This is a genomic window from Bacterioplanoides pacificum (assembly GCF_042648445.1).
GTDB classification, from domain to species: Bacteria; Pseudomonadota; Gammaproteobacteria; order Pseudomonadales; family Oceanobacteraceae; genus Bacterioplanoides; species Bacterioplanoides pacificum.
In genome coordinates this window covers 691,676-705,558 of record NZ_JBHRYB010000001.1, presented here as the reverse complement: position 1 = coordinate 705,558, position 13,883 = coordinate 691,676, and the positions used below count along the sequence as shown (strand labels likewise).

Here is a 13,883-nt window from a genome sequence, read left to right as displayed (position 1 = left end):
GCCGGATTTTTCGTCTGCCTGAGTTACGAACTCAGAACCTGTTTAATCTGATCCATTCCCGCTTTCTGACCACCGGTCAGATTCAGCGTTACCTGGCCACCCGCTCCCATGGTGACGCTATCAACCCGGGAGCTCATTTCCATATTCAGCTGTTCCGATTTACCGGAAATCGTCGCGCTGACTTCAAACTTATATTCACCCGGTGAGTAGGGCAGCATGATCTTGTTACCTTCGTCATCGGTCACGAACTCACCGTCTTCATCTTTCAGATACTCCTGGCGATTCAGCTTGCTGGCGTCAAACTGCACCACTTCACCATCCACCATCAGATTCAGACCGTCCCAGCGCACCGACATCGGGCCTTCGCCACGATTGCCCAGCGAAAACTGCTCCAGCAACTGACCGTTAGCATCTTCAATGTGCAACTGGATATTACTGGCACTGCCCGGTACTTCGGCATAACCGCTTACGATGCCGTTCTGCAGCAACAGGCCGGTGTCATTACCTTCGACAATGACGTTTTGGCCAACCATGCTGGAAGCTTGCAGTGCGGAGGCGGAATTAAAACGAGAGGTGAGATTCTCAGCGGTGTCATTCAGCTGGCCGATACCTTCAACCGTCGAAAACTGTGCTAACTGAGCCACAAACGCCTGGTTATCGGTAGGTTTTAACGGATTCTGATTTTTCAGCTGGGCAACCATCAATTCCAGAAACGCGTCCTTACCCAGCTCGTTATCACCGGTTTTGGTATTCTCTTTGTTCTGATTCTGATATTGCTCCAGAACTTTTGAGGTATCACCAACATTGGAAACAGCCATCGTCAGCTCCTTATTGTCCCAGAGTTAAAGTACGTTGCAGCATTTGCTTCGCCGTTTTCAGCACCTCAACATTGGTCTGATAACTGCGCGAAGACGACATCATATCGGTCATTTCTTCGACGATATTAACGTTGGGGTAATACACATAACCGTCTTCATTGGCCATTGGATGATCCGGCTGAAAGCGCGGCTTTAACGGTGCGTCTTTTTCGACAATACCTCTGACCTCAACACCCACACCGGTCTGACCGCTGAGCTGCTGAAATTCACCGTCTTTATTAACTGCCATAAACTCTTTTTGCATAACCGCAAACCAGGGCTTACGGGCGCGGTAAGTTTCCTCAACCGAACTGGACGCACTCTCAGCATTGGCAATGTTACTGGCGGTGGTGTTCAGGCGAATCGACTGAGCATTCATGCCGGAGCCGGCGATATCAAATACGTTAGTCAGTGACATAATTATTCTCCCCGCACAGCGTTGCGCAGACCTTTGAATTTGCTGCTGAGAAATTCAAAAGTGGTGTTGTAATCCATACTGTTTTTTGCGAACTGGGCTTTTTCGATCTGACTGTCGACCGTATTACCATCGATCGATGGCTGAGTCGGATTACGGTACAACAGTTGCTGCTCAGCCTGACTACGACCTGCCAGGTGGCCGGTATGTGTCCGCTCGACGGCAACGCTTTGCCGCGCTTCGACTTCGCCGGCCAGCACCTCCCGGAAATTAATATCCCGTGATTTAAACCCCGGGGTGTCGGCATTGGCCAGATTATTGGCCAGGATCTCAGCACGCGCGGCCCGTAGTTGCAGGGCTGAAGCATGCAGTCCTAATGCGTTATCGAAGTTGATAGATGCCATATCGTTGCCATTGCCGTTGTTGTTCGTATAAAACTAACAGCAAAGTGAATGCCAACTTTATTTTTACTTGTTCTTCAGTGACTTACAGAAATATAGTGCCAGAGTTCAGCGGCAATAGCGGACAAAAAATTGCCGCTGCGGCAAGCAGCGGCAAATGCCATCCGAGTATCGGAAAGGTTATTTTGCGCGGTAGATAATACCCGGATGACATTGCACCATCTCGTAGTAATCCTGCAGATTATTCATCGCCTCAGATGCCCCCAACATCAGGTAACCACCCGGGTTCAGACTGGCATGCATGCGTTTGAGAATATCGGTCTTTAAATCAGCGGAAAAATAGATCAGTACATTACGGCAAAAGATAATGTCGAACTTCCCCAACAGGCTATAACTCTGCTGCAGATTCTGAGCACGAAAATCGACCCGGCTTTTCACCTGGCTGTTAATTGCCCAGCTTTCGTCCGGCAGCTGACTGAAATAACTTTTCAGGTACTGATCACTCATACCCCGGCGAATCGCCAGTTGCTGGTAACGTCCTTCCTTAGCTGCCGCCAGGGCACTGGCCGAAATATCGGTTGCCACAATACGCTCACCCGCCACCAGTACTCCGGGATTTTTGCGTTTATATTCTTCAATTTCGATACTGAGAGAATACGGTTCCTGACCGGTAGAACAGGCTGCCGACCAGATTTTGACCGGCCTCCGGGTTTTGGCCATTTCCGGCAACAACTTCTCCCGGAAAATCCGGTAAGGGTGATCATCGCGGAACCACAGAGTTTCGTTGGTGGTCATGGCGTCAACCACCGCTTCCTGTAACGAGCGGTTAGTCGTCATCACTTTCAGCAGCTCAGCAACCGAAGTCAGCGATTCCCGTTCCAGCAGTCGCCGTAAGCGACTGGTGACCAGATATTCTTTACCTTCGCCCAGCATAATGCCACTGGAGGTCTCCAGCATCTGGCGAAAACGGTTGTACTCATCCGGTGAAATTGTCAGCGTCATGTCCGCGCTTAACTCCTAACTGTTACCATCAATTTGCTGGGCAACCTGTTCCGCCAGCACATCCGGATCAAATTTAGCAATAAAGTTGTCCGCACCCACTTTTTCCACCATGGCTTTGTTAAATACACCACTCAGGGATGAGTGCAGTACCACATGAAAACCCTGCATACGCGAATCTGCCCGGATCTGAGCCGTCAGGGTATAACCATCCATTTCCGGCATTTCGATATCGGAAATCAGCATCAGGTAACGTTCCTGCAGCTTTTCACCGCTTTCAACCACTTCAACCAGATGCTCCCAGGCTTCACGACCATCGTTCAGTGCCACCACTTCAACACCCACGTGCTCCAGGCAGCGGGTAATTTGTTTACGCGCAATTTTTGAGTCGTCGACAATCAGTACCCGCTTGCTCTGAGCCACCTGATGGACCTGCTCAGACACCACACCTTCGCTGATTTCTTCACTGATTGGTGCCACTTCGGCGAGGATTTTTTCCACGTCGATAATTTCCACCAGCTGTTTATCGACTTCGGTTACCGCCGTCAGGTAATGATCGCGCCCGGTACCCTTGGGTGGCGGATGAATATCACCCCAGTTCATATTGACGATGCGCTCCACCCCGGCTACCAGAAACCCCTGGGTTTTGCCGTTGTATTCAGTGATGATGACAAACGTATCTTCCAGCGTCGGTAACGGTGCATTACCGGTTGCCAGACTCAGATCCATAATCGGCAGTGTGCCGGAACGAATATGAGCGATACCACGCACCACCGGATGGCTGCCCGGCAAAATGGTCAGATCCGGGCACTGCAACACCTCCCGCACTTTAAACACATTAATACCGTAGACCTGAGCACTGTTCACCCGGAACAACAACAACTCGAGCCGGTTTTCCCCGACCAGCTGAGTCCTCTGGTTGACCGTGTCTAACACACCCGCCATATAACACTCCTGGGTTATCGCCTATCCGGCATGACACTTGCTCAGTCCGTTATAACAACTGCAAAGTGACAAAAAGCCGCCGGATTTATGACAGTTAATATTCACAATAAAAAAAGCATAGTAGAGAACCGCCAACTTGTTCGGTTATTTATTGCTTTTTTGCTGCTCAGCCTGGTGTCAGTAAGCCGGGCAGACGGCTGGCGGACACAAATTGAGCAGGATCTGTTAATGCGCTGGCACAAGCTAAGCCAGGGGCACAATTCAGCAGCCACTGCGGGCAATAAACCGGACAACAACAGTGCTGTCAGCTTTATTGGCATCGGCGATGACTACCAGCTGCCAGAGTGCCGTCATACACCACAAATACGGCTGGTTAAAGTGCTGCAACCCGGCCGTAACGGTGTTGAAATCAGCTGTGGCACGCCCTACTGGAAGCAACATATGGCGATCCAGTTGCAGGTATACCGTCAAGTCGTGGTACTCAGTCAGCTGGTGCGCCGTGACGATCTGCTGAGCTCACAGCATTTACATCAAAGCCGTCAGGATATCGGCAGCTTAAGCAAAGGTTTTTATCAGTCCCCGGATCAGGTCATCGGCCTGCAGGTAAAACGTGCGCTGCGCCCGGGCACGATACTCAGCCCTGACATGCTGGAACTGCCAGAGCTGGTCAGGCGTGGTCAGTTTGTTGCCATCCGCATCGAACGGCCCGGCATCCAGGTAGAAATGGAAGGTACCGCGATGGGCTCCGGTCATCAGGGAGAGCGTATTCGGGTACGCAACAACCAGTCAGGCAAAATCATCAGTGCCACCATCGTGGCGCGCGGTTTAGTACAGGTCGAATAATTTTTCAAAAAAAGCCTAAAGTTCTTATTTCAGGCGCCGATAACACCTATGCAGGAGTGTATAATGGCTATCAAGCTCGGAGATTTAGTTATGAACATCAACAAGTTTACCGGGGGTCTCGACAATCACGCGAGAACCCGTAATGAACCCGCCAAGGCCCCGGCAACACCACAAAGCCAGGCTGCGGAGAAAGACAGTGGCGCCTTTACCGACCAGGTAAAGCTGAGCGCCAGCAGTAAAAGCATCCAGCAGATTGAGGCTGAAGTTCGCAACCTGCCGGAAGTGGATGACAGCACCGTGGAGCGGATTCGCAGTCAGATTGAAAATGGCGAATACAAGGTCGACTACCAAAAACTGGCAGGGAAAATGCTTGATTTCGAGGAGCGTTTAAACTGACCCTGTGAGGGCTTATGCCTGCCAACTCCGAACTGTTTGCCCAACTCCTGAACACCGAGCTGCAGCACGCTGAACATCTCCATCAGCTGTTGCAGCAAGAGCTGCAAGCCCTGCAACAACAACAGCTGGAGCCGCTTGCCAACCTGCAACAACCCAAATCAGCAGCACTGCAAACCCTGCAGCAACACGCCAGTCAGCGTCTTGACTGGATGACGGACCAACAGCTGCCACACTCCTCAGCCTGTTTACAGCGGCCGGAATTTGCCGCTCACCCTGACCTTGCCGGACTCTGGCAACAGCTGGCCGCCGTCTACGAAAACAACCAGCGATTGTCCGAATTATTAGCCGAACTGGTGCTGACAGCCCGAAAACGCACACTGGAACAACTGAATATCTTGCGCGGTAAGCAGAATGATCCACAATTATATAATGCGAATGGCGGAACCAGCGGCCTGAATAAAGGCTCCGGTTACACCTGCGCCTGACGGCGCGGGCGCACGTCAGGGCTACTTTAACGCTGAATACCACAGGCAGGACAAGCGGAATCCACATGCAACAGGATACCAACCAGGAATACCAGCTGAACGCACCGGAAGATGTTTACGGTGCGCTACGGAAAATTGTATTGATGGAAAGTCCCGTCAATATCCACATCGAAGGCAGCAAAGAGGTTTTCCGTTCGGCCATTACCCAGGCCGATTTCAAAAGCCGCAGCTTCTTTATGGACAAACTGATCCCCAGTGATGGCAACGACCTGATTCATAAGGGCCGTCGTTTCAGTGTCGAGTGCGACTCCCAGGGTGTCCGGATTGAATTTAAAGTCAGCGGCCGGCTGAAATACAGCGCAGCCAAAGAACATTATCGCATCGAATTTCCGGAAGAATTACTTTACCTGCAACGCCGTACAGCCTACCGGGTTATGGTGCCACCGGCTCACACCATCCGCGTTAAGATTCAGATGCCGGATGACGAAGGCAGCCTGCTGGGCAAAGTAGAAGATCTGTCGTCCAGCGGCTTTCGCGCCCGCATTCAGGGCAATGTGAAAAAACGCCTGGAAGAAGCCCACAACTTCCCGGTGGCCAAGGTACGCTTTAATCAGGAACACTTTATGGACTGCTCGCTGGAAGCCCGCCATGTCATTCTCGACGACGACGGCAACACCCATTGCGGCTTTGCCTTTACCCTGATATCTGCCACCGCCCAGCGTTATGTCGACCGTCTGATTACCGAATTCCAGTGGGAAGAACGACGCCTCAAAGAACAGCAGCAATCCGAAGTGGGTGACGTCTGAAAACGACTGCCTTAACCGGCATTCAGCTGTCAGACATGACATTAACCGCATAACGTATTAGAATCCGCCACCTGCCTCCCCATAGTTCAACTGGATAGAACAGTTGCCTCCTAAGCGATCGATCCAGGTTCGAGTCCTGGTGGGGAGGCCAGTTGATCCTCAGATATCGTACTCAGTGTGCGGTAAAGCTTAACTTGAGCAGGTTTCTAGACAACCTGAGCATTCTTCCAAATTTAGTCTCATTTTCTAGATAACTTGAGCACTCCAAATTTCTCTCTGAAAACGAAATCGCCCTATAAACCGCATCAATACTGAGTTTCTAGATAAGTTGAGCAGGCTGCCGCACTTATCTTAGCTTCTAGCCTTTAAATAATATAAAGATTCTCAAATAGTCTATAGATCTAGCTTCCTAGGTTAATACCAGAAAAGCTAGATCTACTTAAGGAGACTACTTATCAATATTGTCACAAGACCGGCTATTTGGATTAGCACGAACGTAATTTGTTCCATTAACACACTGAACATGAACACCCTCATGCTGTCCATTGTTCACTTCGCGCACAAGTTGTGCCCTTGAAACTTCACCTCGACCACGAATGGTATAAGATTGATTTTCACCGTTCTTACCATCGGCATTACCGCTGATATTTTCAGATTTAGCCATATTTTCACCTATATTTTTGTCTATCAATAGTTTTTCAGTAGAAGGGGGCTTTGAGCCCCCTGGTCATTAGCTGCGCGGCCAACGACGAAAGTGGGTACAAACCTCTTCCCACTGACCTAATCGATAACGCTTGTACTTACGTACCTTCACTGTTTTGCGCACCATGATTTGGTTCCTCTTGCATGTGATGGCATAGACTCAACGCTGCCCAAGGTCAACTCGAGGACATTGCTAAGGGCCGGAGTAGCATCACGTTCTCCTCGGCCAAATTTACAAACCTTACTTACGGCTTTTGTTAACTTTTATACGGAAGGCTTTCTTCCCATGCTGAGAGGCATAAATCCTCTTCCCAGTTTTTGGGTGTCGAAAGCTAGCCACAAAGATGTACTCCGCATTATCAACGGGAGTAGTCATAGACATTGTCTCCATTTCGGCATCATGGAAACTTGTAAGGAAGGTTGCGAATTCTCTACAGGTACGCTAGGCTTCAAGGGTCAACTCGAGGGCATAGCTGTAGTTCAATGAGCGCCAACTCATCGATTCGCAGTTCCTCACAAGAGGCGCTAGTGGCAACGTTTCACTAGCGTCTTTTTCTTAACTAAATTTCATTTCAAGCTGAATAGCTGCTAGTTCTCCGTTCTCCATTAGCCTTTGAACGTGTTCAAATAATTTTTGAACAGGAAGTCTATACCTTTCAGCGATAGCCGCTAAGCCATGCTTTCCTAAGTTCTGTTTCAAATACTCATGATCTATCAATAGCTCACAGGCAAATGAATCAGCTTGGACTTCAGGACAATAGTCTGCCGGTAGCTCAATTCCGTCAGCTACTCGCTGCAAGGTGACTCCCTTGTGCAATATGTGGTGCCCAAGCTCATGTGCTGCAGTAAACCTACCTTCGCAATTGCCATCACATGCATCCATGTAATAGTCCTCCCGAAGCTTGATAAGTCCGCTCTTAGTGCAGGTCTGCCCTGAGCTATAGGGCATCTCTTCTTTAGAGACAATTTCTAGCAAGTGCTCCCCTTTCGAACGCACGCTGAAGCCATCATAAGCCTCTATCAATTCCATTACGGGGAATACATCGCGCGTCCATGCACCGATTATGTTTTTCACTTCATCCGCAGTTACACGGATCTCGTTCAAGTCTTTTGGGGGAACAATCGCAGCCACTAAATTACCTCATATTACTTTTCCATCGTTTGGCTCTTTTTAAGAATGGATTGAATATTGCCCAAGTCTTCCTCGGTCAATCCGCTAATTTTTCGTGCAAGTAAAGCAAAAGTATCGACCTCTTCTTGGGTCTTGTTTTTTAACGAAACTTTCAACTCAGAATTCGAACGAACAGCCATTACTTGAAAGTCTGTACGGTCAGATCCAAACAACTTCATGTAATCAGCCAAACTATCGATAACATCTGAAGTAACGTCTTTCTTGCCAGTTTCTATAGATGAGAGAAAAGCAGGGCTAATACTTACAGCAGCAGCCATTTGACGAAGGCTAATGCCTAAATCAATGCGCGCTTTTCGTAAAAAGATTCCTAGCTCAGTCATTTCTATAATCTCCTAAACCCCTGGGTGAGGGTTACCAAATTGAGAAATACATCATCCATACCAATAGATAATTTCCCATTCAAATCAATGGTAACACAGTGTTTTCATTCTGTAAACACCATTCATATATTAAAAACATCGTCTCTATTCTAAAAACAAAGTGCTCAGATACAACATATACTCAAATCCAATTTTAGGTAGAAGTTCACGATCGATCCTCAGCTAAGTGCTCGGTACGCTGCCTCAATCGCCCTCTCCAACTCCCACTTTGGAAGGCCAGTCTTCTCCCTCAACGTCTTATAAGCATGATTACGAGATTTTGTACTAGCACTGTACTCATCACCGACAAAGTACTCCAATGCTGCGGCTTGAGCACGATACCGCTTCTTTAACCGCTGCTCTTGGTTGTAGTCTTTGCGCTTGTCCACAATAGAGCTGTACAACGCTGGATACCGGTGTGCCATATAACCGGTTGAGATACCCGCACGCTTACAAACAGCCTTAGCCGTAAGCGGTACTTCTGAATCAGATATAATCTCTGTAACCTCCTTTAAAATTGCAATATGGTTTTTAGGGGCCTTATGGTTCACATCCAAATAGCCGTCAGGTAATGTACAAAGCATCCCATGATTAAGCACTCCGGATATGCTCGCTGCCTCACCAGCCAAGAAGGCGTACAGTGGAATTCCTAAACGAAAAGCCACCCTCCGCGCGGTGAGCATACTGACCTTCTTCTGCTTATAGGCTAAAGCAATCATTTCATCACGAGTCAGAGTTTCATAGAACACATCTTCACGGTTTATCTTCCAATAATAATCGAATAAATCATTAATCGATTTGTACGGGCCATCCTCTGGTAATGACCCTGGTTTGACTGAAGCTAAATCGCCAAACAGTTCTACAATATCATTTCCTATGTCTTCCCATGAACTGGCAAGATCACAGCGATCTATTTCTTCACGCCTTTTAGACAAACTAACGCCACACTCTTGGCAAAAACCCAATTCTCGCGTTTTTTTATAATGTATTTGATTGCAACCACAAAATTCGCATTGTTGTACCAATGGTGTGCGGTGAATATGGCAAGCAGTAACTGACGACATATGCCAAATCAGCTTGAAGTACGCAGGGATTCCAAGTTTTTCATTATCAGCAAAACACTCAGGACACCAGCGAAACCCTTTAACCACTTCGTTAGCTGACACCCCCAAGGTCGTCCTTAGCACCCATATCACTGAAGAATCCAATTGTTCTCCAGTCGCCCACCCTAGTGAGTGGATAAACAGGTCGGCTAACTTTCCAGAGCGTACCAGTTCGTGTGGTTTAGTATATCGAGGCTTACCTGATTCCTTAAGGCAAAGCCCTGAACCATCGACGAGCTGATCAGCAATTGTCATCAACTGCCCAACATCGCAACTATGGGCAATCGCACAACGATGGAGATAGGATGGCAGAGATTCAACCTCTGCCGTTCCCTTCCCCATCAAATCTAACTTAAATAGTGGATGGGGGCTCATATCACTCCTCCCCCGCTGTACGGGAACCTGGCTTATACCGTCTTTGCTTTGCTTTAAACGGTATGCGTTGAGATTTCTTCACAGGTTTACCGAGTTGGTCTTCGGGTGAACAAGGGGCCTCTGGTACACTCAAAGCAGAAAAATCTGTTCCTCTGAATAGAATCTCCTCACCTGCAGCAATCTCCCTTCCTATACTTTTGAGATCATCATCAGTGGCTCGTGTACTTTCCAAAACAGCTTTATTGATTTGGGTGCGATACTGCTTTGCGTAAACAGCAGCATGCAATAGCCACAACCGTAAAAGGCCAATACAACCGAATGTATGCCGGTGGAGATAGCGCGTGTGACTCACCAGATCGTTTTCTACGAGATCATCTGGAAGACAAGCTGAATACTGCCCAACTATTGAAGCAAATTCGTTGAGATCATCTTTATTTTCGTAGTATCTGGGCAAGTTAACCTTGTACTGTCGGCCTATCAGGTGTGGAGAATTCCTCAGTGTATCCAGCATTGGGTATGCTCCCGCTAACACAAGCACGACTCCCGCTTGTTTCGCCATATTCTTCCATGAATCCAATACCATGTGAGGAGCATCTGCACCTTTAGCAACATAATTTACGTGCTGTGCTTCATCAAAAAATAAATACTTCAATTTCCGGTGCTTTGCTCCAACAATAAACGCTTTTTTCATCGCGGCTTCGGAAGAGCGATCGAACTTTCTGGTGATATTTTCCGTATCGGTGAGCCCATAAAACCCCGGATGACGTATCGCTACCAATGCATCCCAGATGAAAGACTTTGTTGTAAAACGACCATTATTTCCATCATTGTCCACAAGAACATATGCCGTCGCTACAATCTGATCATCATTGCTGGTATTGGGGCCATCCAGCATTGTGCGTAGTTCTTCAATAATACGGGTTTTGCCAGTCCTGGCAGGGCCAGTAACACAAACCACTTCACCAGGAGAAGCATGAATAAGGAGAGCAAAAAGCATATTTAAGGCTTCCTCCCAGTTCCGATGAGAAATCTTTAAGTCCAGATTTATCATGATTACCAATCCTCCGTTTTAAGATCACGAACAATGAACACATCATCTTCTTGCATGCGCTGTACAGGCTGGAACACATCGGGTTTCTCTTGTCTATAGAATTCTTCAGATGCTTCAAGCCGCCTTTCAAGCTCTTGATCCTTCTGGTTTAGTACATCTCTATATCCAATTCCTTTCTCCATCTTGATTGACCTTCTAAAAGTGGAGCACTCATACACCAAAACTCCTTCAGCCACTTTCTGCTCAATTGACTTAGCCTTATAGCGATAATTTTTTGTATTACGCGCAGGAAACCAGCACCCTTGTATCAGTACAAAAATCATGTACGGGTTTTCTGGATCAATACGAATATCAGTCCGGGTCTTAACGCCGCGCAGTAGTTGAAGTTCAGGACAGCTATAGTGCAAGTCACGGACATGAATCCCCCGCTGCTGATCCACTCGATAACTCCCGGCATCAACGGAAGTAGCTAAAATAAACTCTTGATCTAGCTCTACAGGAATAGGAATAAATGGAAATCTCTTCAGCGTATCTTCATAGACAACTGATGAGGACTGAGCAGCCGTCCCTATAGGCTTTTCTGATTGATAGATGAGATAGGCGCTCAGCTCAGTATATAAATCCTCTACAGTTAGTATCGCTGCTTTTTCAGGTGCTTTTTTTCGATCAATCGCTCTTAGGTTTTTTATTCCCGCTATAAACCCAGGGCGCTGAGAGAGATGCTCCTCAATAAACTGGCGGAAAAATCTCTCAACATCAGAGCCAACCCTCGCGCTTCCCGATGGGCGAAGAGAATGAGTAACATGGTAATGCGCTAGTAAAGATCGGAAATACACAGAGGTAAGATCTGCTCCATGATCTACAAGTATTTCACGTGGTAGTTTTCCGTGGCGACGCACACAGTCTCGAATTAGCTTTGCACAAGACCGTCTGGAAGGAGCTTCTAAAGAAATCGAGAAAGCTAACACTTTGTCTGTCGCGACATCTCTCATGATTGTTAGCCATGGACGAGCGGTGTAGATAGTCTCAGAATCTTCATAAACGACAAGCGATATGTCGACGTTGTAGTGATCTACACCCGCCTTCATCCACGGTAGAGTAGGTGCAATGTGTCTCTTCTTAGGATCCGTCGGGGGAGCCATAGCGAGTGACATTCTCTTCCCCCCTTTTGCCTCACCAACACGCTCTGGGGATATCTGCGCGACTCTATTGTAAAAAGTTTGAGTACTTACCGGCTTATGCTTGTATTCTGCAGTTTTAACCTGGGCGCAGTATTCATAGTACATTTGAATCAGCGACTCCGTTCTCATCGATAAACACTCGTTTTCGATGAAGTCATTCAGAAATTCTCTTACCTCCTTTTTCAGCTTGGAGCGGCGCCCCATAATATTCCGATCAGCATCAACCAATGCCTGAAGCGCGTTCAGCCCTTTTTTCCGCCCCTCCAGAATCTGTTTTTTCCAGCGCCTAACCGAGCTACTACTTTCTCCTGACTCTATACGCCTTAGCCGCTCAAGTGCACGTTTAGCAGTCCGTCCAGTTGGCATCAGAGTCGTTGAAATCGGATCTGCGTCTTCACCCAGCAGGTCCTCAGGGTCATTCTGATTGAAGTTACTCAATAGGGCTGGAGTCGAGGCGACATAACATTGATCAGGGAAAGCCAGACTTGCAGAAGCCATATCAAATGCCAGCACCCCACTGTCTATCATTTGAATAACCGATGTGTAGTCTGCCTGCAGAAGTTCAGCCTTCAACTCATCCAGCCTCCAAACAGACTGGTCAGCTAGCAGTTCATTAACTCTTAGCCCAAGAATCGGCTCATATTGCTCAGCAGTTCGGGCCGCGTTGAGAATTCTGATATTCTCGGCCACCAGATGATCGGCACTTTCCACCGTAATGACTTTGAACTTTAAGCCATACTGCTGCTCATACGCTTCGCGAGCAGGAATATAGTCATATCCATCCTCTGTCTTTACCCAATTCCTTGGGTCTGTTTTAACTAAACTCTCTGCTTCATCGATCGTTTTAACTTCAACTACTATTGGACCATTTATACTGAGACATAAAAAGTCTGAGGTATACTGCTGCCTCCTTCGGTGCCCTCGTTTGTTTACTTTAAGAATCTCGATACTTGGAGGCTGATCCCAATACTCAAGTACCTCTGGGTCCCATTCAAACTTCAGCGCAACCGTTCTCTCAGTGTGGCTCTCTGCAGCTACTGTTCTTCCCATTTTCATTGAAACATCTGCAGAAACGACGTTAGTTCTTGCGAAAACCCCAACAGGCCTGGAGGGCTCAGATGTCCTGGTTGTAGTGAGGTATTCAATTGCCGCCGGTGACAACCCATGTAAACGAACCGCATATTGCTGAAATTTTAAGCTATCTAACATGTGTAGAACTCCCTGCCCTCAGCCCAGATTCGCTGATGAAAAGGCGAGTCTGGGCCTCGAACATATAAAATTCGATTAAAAATACTTGACGCCGGAATTTAAGGAGTTGATACTAAGCCATAGCACATGGAGCATCGCTTCCCTAAAAACCGGAGATAATTTAATTAATAATTAGCTTCGGTTTTTTTGTATCTACATATTTATATCTCCTTTATTTTTTTATCGAATAACGGGTATTATTCGATAAAATATCTAGAAAAAATCCACAACCATACGAGAGCGATTAAAATCACCCTAATTATTTCAGAAAAATTCAATCAAATAATAACAACTGAATTATGGAATTTCTAGAATAAACAAAAGACATAAAACTATGAATGAAGGATTTTCTTATAATTCTTTTCAGACAAGCAGCCAACTGAAATAGAGAAGCCCAGTCACCACATGGCCTAGCGCCATGCACATCTAAAACTTATACCAAATTATTTTCTACTCATTTTTTATTCGTTTTTTACATAACCGATTAGAAATACCTAATAACTCCCTATCCTTATACATAAAAAC

General features: G+C 47.2%; 15 protein-coding genes and 1 tRNA gene. 5 read left to right on the top strand and 11 right to left on the bottom strand.

Features of this window, described 5'->3' with window-relative positions:
* Window positions 1–23: 23 nt before the first annotated feature.
* From ACFOMG_RS03215 to ACFOMG_RS03195, 5 genes are all read right to left on the bottom strand, one after another.
* Entirely contained in the window at window positions 24–818 is a 795-nt protein-coding gene (locus ACFOMG_RS03215) for a flagellar hook assembly protein FlgD (RefSeq protein WP_376864767.1), read from the bottom strand.
* A 10-nt stretch (window positions 819–828) separates the two neighbouring features.
* A complete protein-coding gene (flgC, locus tag ACFOMG_RS03210; RefSeq protein ID WP_376864766.1) occupies window positions 829–1,275 on the bottom strand; it encodes a flagellar basal body rod protein FlgC in 447 nt (148 codons plus the stop codon).
* 2 nt (window positions 1,276–1,277) lie between these two features.
* A complete protein-coding gene (gene flgB, locus ACFOMG_RS03205; RefSeq protein ID WP_376864765.1) occupies window positions 1,278–1,676 on the bottom strand; it encodes a flagellar basal body rod protein FlgB in 399 nt (132 codons plus the stop codon).
* Between the two features lie 177 nt (window positions 1,677–1,853).
* A complete protein-coding gene (locus ACFOMG_RS03200; protein WP_376864764.1) occupies window positions 1,854–2,675 on the bottom strand; it encodes a CheR family methyltransferase in 822 nt (273 codons plus the stop codon).
* A gap of 15 nt (window positions 2,676–2,690) precedes the next feature.
* Window positions 2,691–3,617, bottom strand: a complete 927-nt coding sequence (locus tag ACFOMG_RS03195) for a chemotaxis protein CheV (protein WP_376864763.1) — start codon at window positions 3,615–3,617, stop codon at window positions 2,691–2,693.
* 87 nt (window positions 3,618–3,704) lie between these two features.
* Between ACFOMG_RS03195 and flgA the strand changes: the two genes are divergently transcribed.
* From flgA to ACFOMG_RS03170, 5 genes are all read left to right on the top strand, one after another.
* The gene (gene flgA, locus ACFOMG_RS03190) at window positions 3,705–4,460 is read left to right on the top strand and encodes a flagellar basal body P-ring formation chaperone FlgA (protein ID WP_376864762.1); all 756 of its coding nucleotides are present in this window, start codon (window positions 3,705–3,707) and stop codon (window positions 4,458–4,460) included.
* Window positions 4,461–4,523: 63 nt separating this feature from the next.
* Window positions 4,524–4,856, top strand: coding sequence for a flagellar biosynthesis anti-sigma factor FlgM (flgM, locus tag ACFOMG_RS03185; RefSeq protein WP_376864761.1), 333 nt, complete (start codon window positions 4,524–4,526; stop codon window positions 4,854–4,856).
* 14 nt (window positions 4,857–4,870) lie between these two features.
* Window positions 4,871–5,341 carry a flagellar export chaperone FlgN gene (gene flgN, locus ACFOMG_RS03180; RefSeq protein WP_376864760.1) on the top strand — a complete coding sequence of 157 codons (471 nt, stop codon included), beginning with the start codon at window positions 4,871–4,873 and terminating at the stop codon, window positions 5,339–5,341.
* A 65-nt stretch (window positions 5,342–5,406) separates the two neighbouring features.
* On the top strand, window positions 5,407–6,147 hold the full coding sequence (locus ACFOMG_RS03175) for a flagellar brake protein (protein WP_376864759.1): 741 nt from the start codon (window positions 5,407–5,409) through the stop codon (window positions 6,145–6,147).
* 75 nt (window positions 6,148–6,222) lie between these two features.
* Window positions 6,223–6,298: transfer RNA gene (locus ACFOMG_RS03170), tRNA-Arg, on the top strand.
* A gap of 297 nt (window positions 6,299–6,595) precedes the next feature.
* On the opposite strand, the gene ACFOMG_RS03165 is transcribed toward ACFOMG_RS03170, so the two are convergent.
* The 6 genes from ACFOMG_RS03165 to ACFOMG_RS03140 all read right to left on the bottom strand — a co-directional run bounded on the left by ACFOMG_RS03165 (window position 6,596) and on the right by ACFOMG_RS03140 (window position 13,319).
* Complete coding sequence (locus tag ACFOMG_RS03165) at window positions 6,596–6,811, bottom strand: DUF3892 domain-containing protein (RefSeq protein ID WP_376864758.1); 216 nt, start codon at window positions 6,809–6,811, stop codon at window positions 6,596–6,598.
* A gap of 594 nt (window positions 6,812–7,405) precedes the next feature.
* Window positions 7,406–7,981: an ImmA/IrrE family metallo-endopeptidase gene (locus ACFOMG_RS03160; RefSeq protein WP_376864757.1), complete on the bottom strand. Its 576-nt coding sequence runs from the start codon at window positions 7,979–7,981 to the stop codon at window positions 7,406–7,408.
* A gap of 14 nt (window positions 7,982–7,995) precedes the next feature.
* A complete protein-coding gene (locus ACFOMG_RS03155) occupies window positions 7,996–8,361 on the bottom strand; it encodes a helix-turn-helix domain-containing protein (RefSeq protein ID WP_376864756.1) in 366 nt (121 codons plus the stop codon).
* A 218-nt stretch (window positions 8,362–8,579) separates the two neighbouring features.
* Window positions 8,580–9,878, bottom strand: a complete 1,299-nt coding sequence (locus ACFOMG_RS03150) for a TniQ family protein (RefSeq protein ID WP_376864755.1) — start codon at window positions 9,876–9,878, stop codon at window positions 8,580–8,582.
* A 1-nt stretch (window position 9,879) separates the two neighbouring features.
* The gene (locus ACFOMG_RS03145) at window positions 9,880–10,929 is read right to left on the bottom strand and encodes an AAA family ATPase (protein ID WP_376864754.1); all 1,050 of its coding nucleotides are present in this window, start codon (window positions 10,927–10,929) and stop codon (window positions 9,880–9,882) included.
* Window positions 10,930–10,931: 2 nt separating this feature from the next.
* Window positions 10,932–13,319, bottom strand: a complete 2,388-nt coding sequence (locus tag ACFOMG_RS03140; RefSeq protein WP_376864753.1) for a hypothetical protein — start codon at window positions 13,317–13,319, stop codon at window positions 10,932–10,934.
* Window positions 13,320–13,883 lie beyond the last annotated feature (564 nt).